The organism is Synechococcus sp. JA-3-3Ab (assembly GCF_000013205.1).
Classification (GTDB): domain Bacteria; phylum Cyanobacteriota; class Cyanobacteriia; order Thermostichales; family Thermostichaceae; genus Thermostichus.
Genome location: NC_007775.1, coordinates 2871025 through 2886701 on the forward strand (window position 1 = coordinate 2871025; position 15677 = coordinate 2886701).

13 protein-coding genes are annotated in these 15677 nt (G+C 59.6%); 5 read left to right on the forward strand and 8 right to left on the reverse strand.

The window, feature by feature from the left end:
• Positions 1-531 precede the first annotated feature (531 nt).
• The 3 genes from CYA_RS13360 to CYA_RS13370 all read left to right on the forward strand — a co-directional run bounded on the left by CYA_RS13360 (position 532) and on the right by CYA_RS13370 (position 3659).
• A complete protein-coding gene (locus CYA_RS13360) occupies positions 532-2514 on the forward strand; it encodes a transglycosylase domain-containing protein (RefSeq protein WP_011431626.1) in 1983 nt (660 codons plus the stop codon).
• Positions 2511-2870 carry a hypothetical protein gene (locus CYA_RS13365; protein WP_011431627.1) on the forward strand — a complete coding sequence of 120 codons (360 nt, stop codon included), beginning with the start codon at positions 2511-2513 and terminating at the stop codon, positions 2868-2870. Before CYA_RS13360 ends, CYA_RS13365 begins: the two co-directional genes overlap by 4 nt.
• A gap of 189 nt (positions 2871-3059) precedes the next feature.
• Positions 3060-3659 carry a superoxide dismutase gene (locus tag CYA_RS13370; protein ID WP_011431628.1) on the forward strand — a complete coding sequence of 200 codons (600 nt, stop codon included), beginning with the start codon at positions 3060-3062 and terminating at the stop codon, positions 3657-3659.
• Positions 3660-3758: 99 nt separating this feature from the next.
• Here the strand turns inward: CYA_RS13370 and CYA_RS13375 are convergent, their stop codons facing one another.
• A complete protein-coding gene (locus CYA_RS13375) occupies positions 3759-5351 on the reverse strand; it encodes a serine/threonine protein kinase (protein ID WP_011431629.1) in 1593 nt (530 codons plus the stop codon).
• Between the two features lie 261 nt (positions 5352-5612).
• Between CYA_RS13375 and CYA_RS13380 the strand changes: the two genes are divergently transcribed.
• Complete coding sequence (locus tag CYA_RS13380; RefSeq protein WP_011431631.1) at positions 5613-7691, forward strand: cation:proton antiporter; 2079 nt, start codon at positions 5613-5615, stop codon at positions 7689-7691.
• A 452-nt stretch (positions 7692-8143) separates the two neighbouring features.
• Positions 8144-10342 carry a glycine--tRNA ligase subunit beta gene (gene glyS / locus CYA_RS13385; protein ID WP_206338318.1) on the forward strand — a complete coding sequence of 733 codons (2199 nt, stop codon included), beginning with the start codon at positions 8144-8146 and terminating at the stop codon, positions 10340-10342.
• A 42-nt stretch (positions 10343-10384) separates the two neighbouring features.
• Here the strand turns inward: glyS and CYA_RS13390 are convergent, their stop codons facing one another.
• The 7 genes from CYA_RS13390 to CYA_RS13420 form a co-directional block, all read right to left on the reverse strand.
• Entirely contained in the window at positions 10385-11308 is a 924-nt protein-coding gene (locus tag CYA_RS13390) for a fructosamine kinase family protein (protein ID WP_011431633.1), read from the reverse strand.
• Positions 11309-11315: 7 nt separating this feature from the next.
• Positions 11316-11768 carry a hypothetical protein gene (locus CYA_RS13395; RefSeq protein WP_011431634.1) on the reverse strand — a complete coding sequence of 151 codons (453 nt, stop codon included), beginning with the start codon at positions 11766-11768 and terminating at the stop codon, positions 11316-11318.
• A gap of 112 nt (positions 11769-11880) precedes the next feature.
• A complete protein-coding gene (locus CYA_RS13400) occupies positions 11881-12420 on the reverse strand; it encodes a GTP-binding protein (protein WP_011431635.1) in 540 nt (179 codons plus the stop codon).
• A gap of 56 nt (positions 12421-12476) precedes the next feature.
• Positions 12477-13031, reverse strand: a complete 555-nt coding sequence (locus tag CYA_RS13405) for a protoglobin domain-containing protein (RefSeq protein ID WP_011431636.1) — start codon at positions 13029-13031, stop codon at positions 12477-12479.
• 53 nt (positions 13032-13084) lie between these two features.
• Entirely contained in the window at positions 13085-13453 is a 369-nt protein-coding gene (locus CYA_RS13410) for a roadblock/LC7 domain-containing protein (RefSeq protein ID WP_011431637.1), read from the reverse strand.
• A 124-nt stretch (positions 13454-13577) separates the two neighbouring features.
• The gene (locus CYA_RS13415) at positions 13578-14459 is read right to left on the reverse strand and encodes a DUF4388 domain-containing protein (protein WP_011431638.1); all 882 of its coding nucleotides are present in this window, start codon (positions 14457-14459) and stop codon (positions 13578-13580) included.
• 334 nt (positions 14460-14793) lie between these two features.
• On the reverse strand, positions 14794-15627 hold the full coding sequence (locus tag CYA_RS13420) for a DUF4388 domain-containing protein (RefSeq protein ID WP_011431639.1): 834 nt from the start codon (positions 15625-15627) through the stop codon (positions 14794-14796).
• Positions 15628-15677: the final 50 nt, after the last annotated feature.

The following is a 15677-nucleotide window of genomic DNA, read 5'->3' on the forward strand; positions in this document are numbered from 1 at the left end:
CCAACTCCCAGACCTATGGCCCGCTTGCGGGAAGGGATGTGGAAACACCCCAGATACTTCCTCTTCTTGCCGCAGTTTCGTATCTCGGCTATTGCTCTAGCCACCTGGCAAGACGCTGCCCTGGATCTTCTGGCCCTGCCAACACTGCCAATGACAAGAGTCCTGGATATCGAGATAGCGCTTCCAGGCGCAAGATCTCAACGCGGTGGGACAGGGATCCCTTTTGCAGAAAAGTTTGCTAAGCAGTTCTAACTGAGTTTTTCGCACGTCGATAACAATCTTGCCGCCCTTCTGGGGCGAGATAGCGGCGAGGCAGCCGCCTGCCCTGCGAAACAGCATGTCGAGATCCGGGCTGGTAGGGAACTGGGGATCCCAGCAGCCAGCAGACAAAGCACTCGGAAACCCCCCACGCTCACCCGGATTTGGCCCACTCAGAGAGGGAAAGGATCCCCTGCCGGCCTAAGAAGCGCCGCCCTATAATGGGTCAGACTTGCGGTCGCTCCGCAACGCTGAAGTGACGGGGTTTTTGAGGTGACCTACGGTCGCAGACCATCGGCCCGCTGGGCTAGGAATTCGGCTTCGCAGCATCCTTACAGCCGCCCCTTTCCGGGGTATGACGAGTATGCCGACGCCGCCCGACCCGCTCGCCCCTCCTGGAGAGCTCAGGCCGCCGCCACGGTGGGCAACCTGTTGCTGGGATCCCTGCTCTTGGGATCTACAGCGACGGCTGCCGGCTTGATGGGGTTGGCCATCAGCTTCCGCAACCTGCCCGATGTGCATCAATTGCGGGACTACGTGCCGGTGGCCACCACCCACATTGTCGATATTCGCGGCGAGCCGATTGCCAGCTTGCACGGGGAAGCCAACCGGGAAGTGATCTCGCTGGAAGAGGTCTCGCCGGAGATGAAAAAAGCCCTGCTGGCCATTGAAGACAGCCACTTCTACACCCACCCCGGCATCAACCCGGTCAGTTTGGGCCGGGCGCTGCTGGGCAGTGTTGAAGGGGGGTTGGGCTCGGCAGGAGGCGGCTCCACCCTGACGATGCAACTGGTGAAGAACCTGTTTTTGAGGCCGGAGCGCACCCTCAGCCGCAAGGTGGCCGAGATTGTGCTGGCGGTGCGGCTGGAGCAAGTCTTTACCAAAGACGAGATCCTGGAGATGTACCTCAACCAGGTGTACTGGGGGCACAACCTCTACGGCATCCAGGCGGCGGCCCGCAGCTACTTCAACAAGGATGCGGCGGAACTGAACTTGGCGGAAGCAGCGATGTTGGCCGGGATCCTGCCGGCCCCGGAAATCCTCAGCCCCTTTCGCAACCTGGAAGGGGCCAAGCGACGGCAGCGGCTGGTGCTGGATCGCCTGGTGGAGCTGAACTGGGTTACCCCGGAAGAGGCCCAGGCGGCACGGGAGCAAGAATTGACCTTGGGCCGCATCACCTCCTTCCAGAGCAACGCCCCGGCGGTTACCGACGCCATCGAGGCGGAGCTGCGGCGCCGCTACGGCGAACAAGCCCTACTGCAGGGAGGGCTGCGGGTGCAGGCCACCATCGACCTGCGGCTGCAACGCCTGGCAGAGCGCATTGTCAACGAAGATGGGCCCCGCATCGGAGCTGCTCGCCGGGCCGACCAGATGGCCCTGGCGGCGGTGGATCCCCGCACCGGCTATGTCAAGGCCCTGGTGGGCGGCATCAACGCCCAACGGGGCCAATTTAACCGCGCCACCCAAGCCTTTCGCCAAACGGGATCCACCTTTAAGCCCTATGTGTACTACGCGGCTCTGGCTACCGGCCGCTACGGGCCCAACAGCATCCTCTACGACACTCCCATCACCTATCCTGGCTCGCCTCCCTACAGCCCGAAAAACTACGACAACACCTTCTACGGCCCCCTCACCTTTGCCCGCGCCTTGGAGCTCTCCCGCAACGTGCCCACCGTCAAGCTGGCAGATGAAGTCGGGATCCGCAACGTCATTGCGGCAGCCCAGGCCACGGGCATCAGTGCCGAGATGTTTCCCAACTTGGCCACGGCCCTGGGCTCGGCCAGCGTCAGCCCCCTGGAAATGGCCGCCAGCTATGCGGTGTTTGCCAATGGCGGCTACCGGGTGGAGCCAACTCTCTTGGCTCAGGTGGTGGATCGCAACGGTCAGATTCTCTTCGAGGCCAAGCCCCAGCCGCAGCGGGTTTTGGATCCCTGGGCGGTGGCCACCCTCAACCAGATCCTCAAGGGGGTGGTGACCCAGGGCACGGGGACGGCGGCCCGTCTGGACGATGGGCGCCCGGTGGCCGGCAAAACCGGCACCACTTCCGATTTTCGCGACGCCTGGTTCATCGGCTATGTGCCGCAACTGTCCACCGCCATTTGGATCGGCAACGACAACAACTCCCCTATGTTGCCGGGCACGGCAGGAGGCGCCTTTGTCGCCCCCACCTGGAAGCGCTTCATGAGCGAGGCCCTGCAAGGGATCCCACCCCAAGACTTCCCCAGCCCCCAGCAATTTCTTCCCCCCCGGCCATGAGCTACAGCGAAGAGCGGCTGGCGCGCATCGAGCGCACGGTGGAGGCCAATGCCCAGGCTATCGCTCAACTGACCCGACAGAACCAAGAGGTGCTGCAAACCATTGCCGGCACCGAGGAGCGCATTGCCAGAGCCGAGGAACGCATTGCCAAAGCCGAGGAACGCATTGCTGGCGCCGAAGAACGTCTGGAGGCCGAGGTCAAACGGTGGGACGAGCGGTTTTTCCAGCTCAGCCGCGATACCCTCAACTTCACCCGCAATGTAGTGACCATCGCCGCCATCACAGCGGTTTTGATCCCCCTGCTCAGGGATGTCGCTCCCCTGCTGATCGAGCTGCTGCGGGAGGGATCCCGTTAGCTCTGGCCCCCTGCTTGGAGAGGAGGGGACGGTCTCAGCCTGCACGGAAATGGCGAGGGGATCCCAAAGCGTAATCATTCTGAGTTACACTAAGACTGCAAAGAAAGGTAACGCCGTTGTCCGATTTATCTTTGCCTTCGCTGCGTCCTTTCTTGCATTCTTTGCACAAGACACAGAGGACAGACGATTATGGCTTTTGAACTCCCGGCTCTGCCCTACCCTGCCGACGCCCTCAAGCCCTATATGTCGGCGGAAACCTTCTCCTACCACCACGGCAAGCACCACGCCGCCTACGTGGCCAACCTAAACAAGCTGATCGAAGGCACCGAGCTGGCCAATAAGTCGCTAGAAGAAATTATCAAGACCACGTTTGGGGATCCCGACAAAGTGGGCATCTTCAACAATGCCGCCCAGGTCTGGAACCACACCTTTTTCTGGGAATCCATGAAGCCAGGTGGGGGCGGCGCGCCGACGGGGCCCATCGCCGACAAGATCAACGCCGATTTTGGCGGCTACGACAAGTTTGTCGAGGCCTTCAAAACGGCGGCGGCCACCCAGTTTGGCAGCGGCTGGGCCTGGCTGGTGCTGGACAACGGCACCCTCAAGGTTACCAAAACCCCCAACGCCGAAAACCCGCTGGTGCACGGCCAAGTGCCCCTGCTCACTTTGGATGTCTGGGAGCACGCCTACTACCTGGACTACCAAAACCGGCGGCCCGACTTCATCAGCGCCTACCTGGAGCACCTAGTGAACTGGGATGCCGCCAATGCCCGGCTGGCTGCTGCCTGACTGACTCTCTTCTGGGATCCTCTGACGGGGGATCCCATCGAGGACTAGCCTTGCCCAGCTCTTTGCTAGGGGATCCTCAGGGATCCCTTTTTTTTCGGCCTAGTCCTTCCCCAAGCGTTCCCGCTCTTCGCGCAGGCGTTCCAGGAAACTGGGCGTGGGGTTTTGGGCAGGGGTGGGGGAGGCAGCAGGAGGAGCGGCCCGATTGATGGGGGGAAACAAGGGTTGGTTGATGGGCTGTGGGGGGAGAGGCTTGGCTGGGACACGAGCTGGAGAAGGTGGAGCAGCGGGTGTGGGCACTGCAACCGGTCGGGGCGGGGGCGCAGCGGGGACAGGGGTGGGTGGGGGGGGCGGCGAAGTGGGCGGGGGTGCTGGGGCGGTTGCCGGTGTGGGCGTGGGTTCGGGTTGAGGAGGGTCTTGAGGGTTGTCCCGAGCCGGATCCGGATCATCTTCAAACGCTGGCTCACCCGCTGGATCCCGCAGCAGCCAGTCCAGCAGCGGCTCCGGGATGGCTTGCTGCCCATCGGTGGCAGGGGGCAGCGGAACAGCAGGCGGTCTCTCCATGCCTGTGCCCGGATCCAAGAGCAGACGCAGGCCCCAAAAAGTGCTCCCGGCAATGGCGGCCAAAAGGGCTATCCCTCCCCAGAGGGGGAGCGGCCTACCTTTGGGCTCCGGCTGGGCGCTGAGCCGATGGGCGCCTTCCTGACCATCGAGGGCTGCCAGGGTGCGCTCGGAAAAGGGCGAGGTTGTTGGAGGGGGGGTGAGGGCAGAGCCGGCGCTGCTGTCAGATTGCAGGGATCCCTCCAATTGGTCGCTGAGGAGCTTCATATTCGGGGGCCGCTGGCCGGGATCTTTAGCCAGACAAGCAAGCACCACTTCCTCCAGCGCCGGCGGGATCTCATGGGGCAACTGGGAGCGGTCGAAGGGCCGAGGCTGTTGGTAATTGTGGGCCTCGTACCAACCGGGAAAAGAATCGGTCTTCGGTTTTAGGGGGTGTTGACCGGTCAGCATGCGGTAGAGCACCACGCCGAACGAGTAGATATCGGAGCGGGGATCCAGTTCCTCGCCGCGCACCTGTTCGGGAGAGGCGTAGCGCACTGTGCCCAAAAAGCCGGTGGTTTGGGTGCCGAGGGCCAGGGAAACATCGCTGAGCAGCTTGGCAATGCCGAAATCCAGGATCTTGACCGTCTCCCCCAGGGTCTCATCTTTCAAGACAAAGAGATTGCTGGGCTTGATGTCGCGATGGATCACCCCCTTGATGAGGTGGCCATCTTGCTCGGTCTCCAAGTTGTGGGCGTAGTAGAGGCCAGCACACACCTGGCGGGCGATCTTCACCACCTGTTGCGGCGGCAGCAGCGGCTGCTTGAGCAGCAGTTCTCCCAAGCTGCGCCCCGTCAGGTATTCCATCACCAGATAGGGTTGGTTGTTCTCCAGGCCGTAATCCAGCACCTTGACAATGGCCGGGTGCTCCCCCAGCAGCGTGCTGATGCGAATTTCCTGCTGAAAGCGCTTGAGCAAGTGACGACGGGTGTTTTCATCGCCTGCCAAGTTCTGGTGCAACAGCTTCACCGCCACCGGGCGATTGAACAGGCGGGTATCCACAGCCTTGAACACCTGCCCCATGCCCCCTGCCGCAATGCTCTGAACCAGTTGATAGCGCTGACCGATCACTTTTCCAGGAGCAAGCTGGTTCATAAGCGGCCCAAGAGCATGTACCCTCCGATTTTAATGGGTGTCTCTCGAAAGTTTCTCTCGCCTCTTTGCGGGCGCCACCGCCAGGCTGTCTTCATTCCCAGCGTGTTTTTGATGTATTTTGAATGCTTGTTAAACGTCCTGTCGGAGATTGAAGACTGGACGAAGGCTGCGAGCGATGGGGAGCTATCTGGATCTGGATGAATCTGATAAACTCAGGCGGGCGCTTTGCCGAGTCTCTGCGTTGGTGTCTGTCGGGTATTTATGCGAGCTAGCTGGCTGCAAATCTCAGGGATCCCTCTGGCCACGCTCGGCCCGGTGAAAAACCCGGTGCTGGTGTTCCTGATCATCCTGACGATCATGCTGGTGGCGCCGCTGCTGTTTGAGCGGCTGCGCCTGCCGGGGATCATCGGCCTGATCTTGGCCGGCTTGGTGGTGGGGCCCTACGGCTTGGGCATCCTGCAGCGGGACGAGACCATCATCCTGCTGGGCACGGTGGGGCTGTTGTTTCTCATGTTCATGGCCGGGCTGGAGACCAGCCTGGAGGATTTAAAGCTCAACGCCGGCAAGGCCAGCATCTTCGGGGCGTTTACCTTCCTGTTGCCCATGCTCATTGGCACGGTAGCCATGCTGGCCATTGGGTATGACTTCCTGGCGGCGGTGCTGGTGGCCTCCTGCTTTGCCTCTCATACCCTGATTGGGCTGCCCATTGTCTCCAAGCTGGGGTTGATGCGCCTGCAGACGGTGACGGCAACTTTGGGGGCCACCCTCATCTCCAATGTCCTGGCCTTGTTGGTGCTGGCGGTGGTGGTGCGCGCCCACCAAGGGGAGCTGACGCCGCAATTTTGGCTGACGTTGATCCCTTCCATTGCCCTCTACACGTTTGCCACCCTGTGGGGGGTGCCTAAGCTGGGCAGTTGGTTCTTTCAACGCTTTGGTCACGACGAGGGAGCAGAGTTTACTTTCGTGATCGCCACTTTGTTTGTGGTGGCCTACGGAGCGGGGTTGATCGGCATTGAGCCGGTGGTGGGAGCCTTTCTGGCCGGGACGGCCATTACCCCCATCATCCCCCAGCTCAGCCCCCTGATGAACCGGATCCAGTTTATCGGCAACACCCTGTTTGTGCCTTTTTTCTTGATCTCGGTGGGGATGCTGATCAATCCCGGCATTCTCTTGGGGGAGCCGCGCACGCTGCTGGTGGGCGGAGTGATGATCGCAGCAGAGGTGGTGAGCAAGTTTCTGGCCGCTTGGATCCCGGCCCAACTGTTTGGCTGGCGCTTTGCCAGCACGATGATCATGTTCGGTTTGTCGATGGCGCAGGCAGCGGCTACTTTGGCGGCGATCACGGTGGCCTTTAACGTGGAGTTGGTGGATGAGCTGACGGTGAACGGCACCATCGCCATGATCCTGGTTACCTGCATTGCCTCGCCTTGGATCGTGGCCCGCTGGGGCGAGCAACTCCAGCCTGCGGAGGTGGCGGCAGAAGCCGGCGACTTGCCCAAACCGGCCTGGGGATCCCGCGTCTTGGTGCCGGTGGCCAACCCCGATACCGAAAGCAACCTGCTGCGGTTGGCGTTGATTTTGGCCAAAAAAGATGGGGGAACGCTGCTGCCGCTGCACGTCTTGTCTGACCGCGCCGGGATCTCGCCGGCAGCTTTGGCCCGGCAAGAGCAATTGTTGACCTTTGCCGAAGCTCTGGCCCACAGCGCCGTGGCCCGAGTGGAAGCCATTCGCCGGGTGGATGACTCGGTGGAAAAAGGGATCATTCGCTCGGCGGCGGAACGGCAGGCAACCTTGGTGATCCTGGGCTGGAAGGGCTACTCCACCTATGCGGAGAACTTTTTCGGCAGCATCATCGACGCGGTGGTGCGGCAGGTGGGGATCCCAGTCTTGATCACGCGGTTTCCGGTACCCATCGAGACGGCGCGCCGCATCCTCTTGGTTGCACCGGAGCTGGAGGTCTCTCCCGGATCCCTGCAGCAGACCATTGGGCTGGCGCAAACGCTGGCCGGCGAATTGAAAGCAGGTTTGCAGATCCTGCTGGTGCAAACCCGACCTGGGCGGAAAAGCTCCCCAGCCTTGCCGGCAGAAAGCTATGCCCACTTGCCGGTTCAGCGGGTGCAGGGGGGGGTGGTGGCGGAAGCCTTCAAAGCGCTGCAGCCAGGAGATGTGTTGGTATTGGTTCCCAGCGAAACCGGCAACCGGTCGCGTCTGGGCCGAGAGCCGGAGACCATCGCCCGCAACCGACCCAGCCTTCCCATCATCGTGGTGCATTTGCCACGGGATTCAGCTCATCCCTTGCGCCAAGGAGATGGGGTTCTGGCGGCCGCAGAGCCCACTTGACAGGGATGGCATTGGGGTGTTGTCTGGCGGACTGGAGCTCTTGTCTCAACGACGCCCCGGCTCCCCTGGTAAACTGGGATACCCCAGGTTCGGAGCAGTCGTGAGCCAGAAGGGAGGCCCAGAGCCATAGACTATCTTGATTGAGGAAGTGGGGATGGTACCCTACGGAGCACAGGAGCATGACTCTAGTCAATAATAAGCTCAACTATACTGAAAATGATGTATAATATGTTCAGTACGGATTACTACCAGTTGATCTTTCTGTTTACTTTCGAGTCTGCCAACATGGTAGCCAAAGCAAAGCAGAAAATTGGTAGTAAGACGACACGGAAACTGCGCTTTGGGTATTCTACTCAAAGCTTTGCGGGATACCGCCATTCTGGTTGGAAACAAACAGAATGCTATCGCTGCATAGTTGAACAGTGATGTTCAGCAGTGTTCAGCGTAAATGTATCAGTATGGTTGCCTATTTGCTAGAAGTCGGCTGTGAAGAGCTCCCAGCCAGTTTTGTGGATTCGGCTCTGGAGCAGTGGCGAACCGGGATCCCGGCCTCTTTGGCGGAGGCCCATTTGCAAGCGGAGCAGATGCAGCTTTTCGGTACGCCGCGCCGCCTGTCGGTTCTGTTGCAGGGGTTGCCCACCCAGCAGCCGGATCGCACTTTGGAGGTGAAGGGGCCGCCAGTGCAGGTGGCCTACCAAGATGGCCGGCTCACCCCCGCCGGGGAAAAATTTGCCCAAAAACAAGGGGTGGATCCCGGCAGCCTGGAAATCCGGCAAGTGGGCAAGGGATCCTTTGTCTTTGCCGTGCAGCGGGTGCGGGGCCGACCGACGGCGGCGGTGCTCCAGGAATTGGCGCCCACCTGGATCACCAGCTTGAGCGGCGAACGGCTGATGCGCTGGGGCTATGGAGACCTGAAGTTTCCCCGTCCCATCCGCTGGCTGGTTTCCCTTTGGGAGGATCAGGTGTTGCCTTTGCTCTGGCCTACCTCCGAGGGAAATCCTTTGCCGGGCCTGGTGGCGGGGCGGGTGAGCCGGGGGCACCGCGTTTTGGGATCCCAGCAGGTTGTCCTGGAGCGGGCCGAGAGCTACGTTCAGCAAATGCAAGAGGCGGGGGTCAGCCCCGATCCAACAGCGCGAGAGGCATACATTCAGGCTGAGGTGACCAAGCTGGCCAGGCAAGTGAATGGGGAAGCGCAGATCCCTGCTCCTTTGCTGCGGGAGGTGGTGCACTTGGTGGAGTGGCCGACGGCGGTTTTGGGGCGCTTTGAGCCAGAGTTTTTGCGCTTGCCCCCTGCGGTGATCGAGACGGTGATGATCACTCACCAGCGCTATTTCCCAGTACGGGATGGCCGGGATCCCAGAAAATTGCTGCCCTATTTCATCACCATCTCCAACGGCGACCCCCGGCAATCGGAGCGGATCGGGGCAGGCAACAGCCGGGTGGTGCGGGCACGCCTGGCCGATGCCCGCTTTTTCTACGAAGAGGATCGGCGGATCCCCTTGGCGCAGCGGGTGGAACGCCTGCAGGCGGTTACTTTTGCCGAAGGGCTGGGATCCATGCGGGACAAGGTGGAGCGCATCCGCCACATCAGCCGCCTCATTGCCGCTGCCCTGAACTTGGATCCCCAGGAGCAGGCGCTGGTGGATCGCACGGCTTACCTGTGCAAGGCAGATTTGGTTACCCAAATGGTGTACGAGTTCCCAGAGCTGCAGGGGATCATGGGCGCCGAGTACGCCCGCCAGGACGGCGAGCCTGAAGCCGTGGCAGAGGGGATCGAACAACACTACTGGCCCCTGGGGGCAGGGGAGGCCTTGCCCGCCTCTTTAACCGGACGGGTGGTGGGCTGGGCGGATCGCCTCGATACCCTGGTGGGCATGTTTCGCTTGGGGCAGATCCCTACTGGTTCTTCGGATCGCTTTGCCCTGCGGCGGGCCGCCAACAGCCTGGTGTTGATTGCCTGGGATGCCGGCTGGACCTTTGACTTCAACTCCCTGTTGCAGAGGGTGGTGCAGGACTACGCGGCAGGCGACGAGAAGACCTTGAAGGCTTTGCAGGAGTTTTTGCTGCAGCGGCTGCAAATCCTTCTGCAGGAGGAAAAGCGGATTGATTACGACCTGGTCAGGGCAGTGGTTGGGGATCCAGAAGCGCTGCAAGAGGGGGAGCCAGCAAAGTCCGACCTCCCTCGGCGAGCCTTAGCCAACCTGCCCCTCACCCTGCTGCGGGCTGAGTACCTGCAACACCTGCGAGCCACCGGGGAATTGGCGGATCTCTACCCCACCCTCAATCGCTGTGCCCGCCTGGCCGCCCAGGGAGACTTGGACAGCGCCGTGCTGGATCCGGCAGCGGCTGTGGATGCCGACCTGTTGCAGGAGGCGGCAGAACGGGAGCTGTACGAGGCTTGCCAGAGGGTTTACCGCCTGGGGGTGGAGCCAGCCCTCCAAGGAGACTTTACCCCACTGGTGGAGGGCCTGCAGGCAGCAGCCCCCGCAGTGGATCGTTTTTTCGAGGCGGTTTTGGTCATGGATCCGGATCCCAGGCTGCGGGCCAACCGGCTGAACCTGTTGGGGGTATTGCGCAACCAGTCCCGTTTGCTGGGAGATATGGGAGCTGTGGTCATGGCAGGAGAGGCTGCGCCAGCAAAGAGCCACTAAGGAACCAGTAACTGGGCGCAATCATCCTTGGGGGCGGGAGATTCATCCAAGAAAGCTTAAGCATTGCTGCAAGGCCCGCTGCACTGAGCCCAGGTAGCCCTCTCCAAACAAGTTGAGATGGTTGAGCCAGTGGTAGAGCTGGTAGAGGGGCTTGCGCTGGCAATACCCCTCGTCCAGGGGATAGGCCTCTTGATAAGCCCGGTAGAACTCTGCCGGGAAGCCGCCAAAAAGCTCGGTCATCGCCAAATCCGTCTCCCGATCCCCGTAGTAGGTGGCTGGGTCAAAAATCACCGGCGAGCCGTCGGGCAAGGCGCCGTAGTTGCCGCCCCAGAGATCCCCGTGCAGCAGAGACGGGACGGGTCGGTAGTCCAGAAAGAAAGTCTCTAGCTCCGCCATTACCCGCTCGGCTTGCGCCACCCACGCGCCGCGGTAACCCCGCTGACAAGCCAGCTTGACCTGGTAGAGCAGTCGCTGTTCCCGGTAGAAGTCCAGCCAGTTCTGTCGCCAACTGTTGATCTGCGGCGTCGAGCCGATGGTGTTGTTGCGATCCCAGCCGTAGTGGCCGTTGGGGGAGAGCGTGCGGTGTAACTGGGCCAACTGGGATCCCAGCAGACTCCCCGTTTGGGGGCGGGGCGAGGTCAGCTCCAGATATTCCAACACCAGGTAGGCTTGCCCACCGACGGATCCCCAGGCCATCGGCTGCGGCACCCGCACAGCCTTGGCTGCCGCCAAAGTTTGCAGGCCTGCCGCTTCCGCCGCAAACATCTCCAGCGCTCCCTCTCCTCCCCGTGCCACTTTAACAAAGTAGTCCCTAGTTTCCTGGGCAGAAAAAGCTTGGAGCGCACAGGAGAGCCGGTAGGCAGCGTTGATGCTGCCCCCGCCCACAGGACGGTAGTGTAGAGGACGCAAGGGATCCCCTGTGATTTCAGAAAGGTGCTGAGCGACAGCCTGCCAAAAGTTCTGCATCAGTACCCTATTTTCCTTCCGTGGGCGTCGCTGCCTCAGGATCTAAAACAGCTCCTGCCCCGTAGGAGTCGATGTCAACCGCTTGGGATCCCCCCACCGCCAACAGCTCCATCAGGGATCCCAGCCGCCACCAGATCAATCCTGCTGTGCTGAAGACAAGGATCCCGCCCACCAGAGCAGCCAAGCCCAAAGATAGGCCAAACACGTTCAAACAGGCAGCCACAAAGCCGAAGGTAAACACACAGCAGAGAGTATAGGTGAGGATCACCCCCGGCGTGCGGTAGCGAATCTGCCCCTGGCTCTCTCGGTTCTGCTGCCAAAGAGCTACCTGGTACTCCAACTTGTCTTTAAAGATGATGCCGAAAATAACCGCGAAGAAGCTGAGCAGGGCAATGGCCGAGTAGATAGGGGGGTTGACAAAGCTACGGGAAAACTCGCCGCCAGCGTAAAGAGACTCCATGAAGCTTACCTGATCCCAGTCCTCCTTAGCTTAACATTTCTTAGCATCTTCTGCTGCGGAGTCAGCATCTAAGAGAAATCGGAGCAGGTCGAGCCGTCTCAGCTACCCCCTCTCAGACAACCACCTGGGGCATCAGTTGCTCAACCAATAGGAGCAGAGTATTGGCCACAGAGGCCGGCTCTTGGGCATTTAGGGTCGTGTGGGGAATCGATTGGTTGTTCAAGATCAGCAAAATGTCTTCTGGATCCCAGGCATTGGGGTGATCGACATGGGTGATCCCAATAACCGAGGGAACATCTGTCCTCGCCTTCATGAAAGCTTGAATAGCCTGAGCGTTGCGAAACTGACCGGGCAGGTGGGCGGGCACCAAAAGGATGTACCCATGGGCGCGCCGGATCAAAATATCCCACATAAAGCTGAAGCGGGCCTGGCCGGGGGTGCCGTAGAGATGCAGCCACATCTCTTCTTCCTCTTCTCCGATCCTCAGGCGGCCAAAGTCCATGCTGACCGTTGTGCTCTGCTTCAGCTCTGCCACCTCATCGGTGGCCTTGCGATCTGTATCGACCACTTCGATCTCACTAATGGTGCGGATAAAAGTGGACTTTCCAGCCCCCACCGGCCCGGTTACGACGATGCGGAGAATGTTGTCCATAGTCAGCCCCTGCCCTAAACCCCTAGCCTAAATCTGCCCCTAGAGCCCTTGCCGAATTAAGAAGCTAAGTTGCTGGCGCCGGTGGCAATAAGACGCTTAAACAACGCCTCGCTCATGCCCGTTTCCTGCTGCACAGCGTTGTAAGCCACCTCCAGATAGGCTTGCTCGATAAAGGAGAGATCGATCATGCAGACCTTGCTCAGGCTCATCCGCAGTTGCTCGGGCTTGCCCTCTTTGACCAGCCGGCGGCTCACCTCCTGCACAACCGTGGCCATGGCCGGCACCACGTGTTGAGGGCCAATGCCAACGCGCACATGAACTAGGCCAATTTTCCAGCGGCGCTCGGCGTACTGGGGGCCCCAGTTGTCCATGCCTGTAAACATTTCCTTAAACCAGTCCGTAAAAGTCTGGCCCAGCCGTTGCCGGTTGTGCTTAGCAATAACAGCTGCCATCTCAGCATCGCGATCCAAATAGCCGTAAAAGGCATCCGACATTTCTGTGGCGATGCTGCTGCCCCAGTCGGCACTTTGCTGCAAAATCTTCCTGTCTTCGTCTGTAAATTCGGTGCGCGAGATCAAGACTTGCAGCAGCTCCAAAGGTTTGATAGTCATAGTTCCCTCAAAATCAAGCGAAAATCAAAACCCAGCTTCCCTGCTTAGCTTGCCTACTTCATCGCTTCTGCAATGCTTGCGGCCACTCGCTTCATTTCCAAAAAGAGCAAGCCTTGCTTAACTTCATGGCTGGCTAGCGTCAGCAAAACGGCGTCAGGTCCGCAACTGGTTAAAACGCCGTACCCTTTTTCTCCCTGCACAAAAATTCTCTCTATGGCTCCGCGGCTCAGCTCTTTCCCAATTCGTTCCCCCAGAGAAAGCATAGCCGCCGACATGGCCGATGCCCTTTCTTCGTCCATGCCTGCCGGCAATGCAGAGGCCAGAGGCAAGCCATCTGGCGTGACCACTGCTGCTCCTTGAACTTCCGGCGTGCTGGAAACGTAATTCTGGAGAATTGCTTGCAAAGAGGATAAATTAGCCATCCTTTCTCTCCCTGCTTTCAAGACTTTTTGTCATTTTTTCTCGTATCTATTTGCTGATACTTCTATCTGCTGTAGAAATAGTACTGCAAAGATCTGCCAGAAGATCTCCTCGCTCAAAAATCTCTCACTTATCCCGAACCCCCCTCAGCAAAGTAGCCAGCCGCGAGACGAGGGAGGGCTTAACCCGGTCGCTTCCCTGTGAGAAAGAGGGTAGTTTGGTGCTCGGCTTTTCCTTCGCAGCTTCCAAGCTTTCTGCCACCGCCGTCAACTTGTCCGAAACCAGCAAAGAGGGAACAATGGCCGTTGGGCCATCACAGGGGCTGATGAGCCCCAGCTTGGCCAGGCGGGCGCAGGCATAGCGCACTTCCAGAAGATCTGCCCCCAACGCCCGGGCCAACTCAGCCAGGTTGCGAGAGGGGGAAACTCCCTCCAAGACTCCCCACTCCAAAGGCGAAAGCCTGTACAAGGGCAGCTCGCTGCTGGTGCGCCAGAAGTAGCTGTCCGGCTGCGGCAGACTTTCTTCAGGACGCTGGTCCAGCTTGAGCTGCTGCAGCGCTTCCAAAACCACGGCACTGGCACCCTTGCTCAGGCCGGTCATCTCGCGATAGGGCAGGCGCACACTAGGCAAGAAGCTGAACTGGCCCGCTTCCAGGGCAAACAAGCTGTAGAGACCTACCTGCAGTTGGTGGCGAAAGAGCTTGGCCAAAGCCACAGGCGAAATTAACCCCTGCCGCTGCAGACACCGCCCCAGCGGCTCTTCCGGGCCACAGAAAGAGGCCAGCTTTTCCACCACCCGCTCGCTAACCAGGCCGGAGCGGGCCAGCAAACCCTCCAAGCGATGTTCCTCTTCGGGGGGCAGAGCTGCAATCACCCGACCTTGGTAAAACCAGATTTTGTAGATGCCGTTTGGGGCCCAGACGGAAAGTTGACCTGTTTTGCTGCCTTTTTCGATGAGCTGCAACAGATCGGGAAGGGAAAATTCTTGGAGGTCTCCAACGATAGCCATGGCAATTCTTTAGCCTCCATTAAGTTGAATATTGGCGCTTTCAGGGATCCTCACGGACACCACCATTCTCATTCCCTGATTCCCTGTCAACAACCGTGTAGCGACGGCAAAGCCATCTTCGCTCAAGTACTCAACCTGGCAGCAATTCTACTGATGAACGATCTTTTTGGAGAGATAAAGTCTAAGCGTTGAGCTGCGTAAGATTTTGGCATCAATTCCTATTACTTTTGTGTTGCTTTGGTCCAGATCTGTTACAGCCATCCAGTTCATCTTTACCTAAATTAACTTCGTAAAGCCGGCGTAGGAGCATGCAATAGAATTTTACTCTACCGGCTTATTTTTCGCGCATGGTTTTGAGGAGAGTAGATAGGCGGCTGACCAAGGAAGGCTTGACCGGCTCCTTCTCTTCCCGAAGGTTGGGGAGAAGCTTAGAAGCCGCCGCAAGCGCAGGCTGGGGTGAAGCGGCCGAGCTGTCGCAGGGGCTGAGCAACCCCAGCTTGGCCAGGCGGGCGCAGGCATAGCGGACTTCTAAGAGATCTGCCTTTAGGGCTTGGGCCAACTCAACCAGGTTGCGAGCGGGCGAAACCTGCTCCAAGATTGCCCACTCCAGGGGCGAGAGTTTGTACAAGGGCAACTCGGTGCTGGTACGCCAGAAGTAGCTATCTGGTTGGGGCAAGTCTTCTTCCGGACGCTGATCCCACTTGATCTGCTGCAGCGCTTCTAGAACTGCAGCGGTGGCACTTTTGCTCAAGCCCGTCATCTCTCGATAAGGCATGGGTACGCCGGTCAGGAAACTGAACTGCCCCACTTCCAGAGCAAAGAGGCAGTAGAGACCCACCTGGAGCTGATGGCGAAAGAGCTTGGCCAAATCTGCAGGCGAGATCAACCCCTGCCGCTGTAAATAGCGCCCCAAAGGCTCTTGCGCACCACAGAAGGAAGCCAACTTTTCCACGACCCGATCGCTAACAAGAGCGGAACGGGCTAACAACCTCTCTAAGCGGTGCTCCTCTTCGGGGGGCAGAGTAGCAATGACCCGACCTTGATAAAACCAGATTTTGTAGATGCCGTTTGGGGCCCAGATGGAAAGTTGCCCTGTTTTGCTGCCCCTTTCAACTAGCTGCAACAAGTCAGGCAGAGAAAATTCCCGGAGGTCTCCGACTATGGCCATGGCCAGCCTCTCTCGCGTAGTGTTTTAGGGATCCCCGCAGCACATCCTAT

What these genes read in the sequence shown, in the direction of transcription:
- CYA_RS13405 (WP_011431636.1), bottom strand. Translation starts at nt 13,031, where the DNA reads ATGACTATCAAACCTTTGGAGCTGCTGCAAGTCTTGATCTCGCGCACC.
- CYA_RS13375 (WP_011431629.1), bottom strand. Translation starts at nt 5,351, where the DNA reads ATGAACCAGCTTGCTCCTGGAAAAGTGATCGGTCAGCGCTATCAACTG.
- CYA_RS13415 (WP_011431638.1), bottom strand. Translation starts at nt 14,459, where the DNA reads ATGGCTATCGTTGGAGACCTCCAAGAATTTTCCCTTCCCGATCTGTTG.
- CYA_RS13370 (WP_011431628.1), top strand. Translation starts at nt 3,060, where the DNA reads ATGGCTTTTGAACTCCCGGCTCTGCCCTACCCTGCCGACGCCCTCAAG.
- CYA_RS13380 (WP_011431631.1), top strand. Translation starts at nt 5,613, where the DNA reads ATGCGAGCTAGCTGGCTGCAAATCTCAGGGATCCCTCTGGCCACGCTC.
- CYA_RS13390 (WP_011431633.1), bottom strand. Translation starts at nt 11,308, where the DNA reads ATGCAGAACTTTTGGCAGGCTGTCGCTCAGCACCTTTCTGAAATCACA.
- CYA_RS13420 (WP_011431639.1), bottom strand. Translation starts at nt 15,627, where the DNA reads ATGGCCATAGTCGGAGACCTCCGGGAATTTTCTCTGCCTGACTTGTTG.
- CYA_RS13410 (WP_011431637.1), bottom strand. Translation starts at nt 13,453, where the DNA reads ATGGCTAATTTATCCTCTTTGCAAGCAATTCTCCAGAATTACGTTTCC.
- CYA_RS13365 (WP_011431627.1), top strand. Translation starts at nt 2,511, where the DNA reads ATGAGCTACAGCGAAGAGCGGCTGGCGCGCATCGAGCGCACGGTGGAG.
- CYA_RS13400 (WP_011431635.1), bottom strand. Translation starts at nt 12,420, where the DNA reads ATGGACAACATTCTCCGCATCGTCGTAACCGGGCCGGTGGGGGCTGGA.
- CYA_RS13395 (WP_011431634.1), bottom strand. Translation starts at nt 11,768, where the DNA reads ATGGAGTCTCTTTACGCTGGCGGCGAGTTTTCCCGTAGCTTTGTCAAC.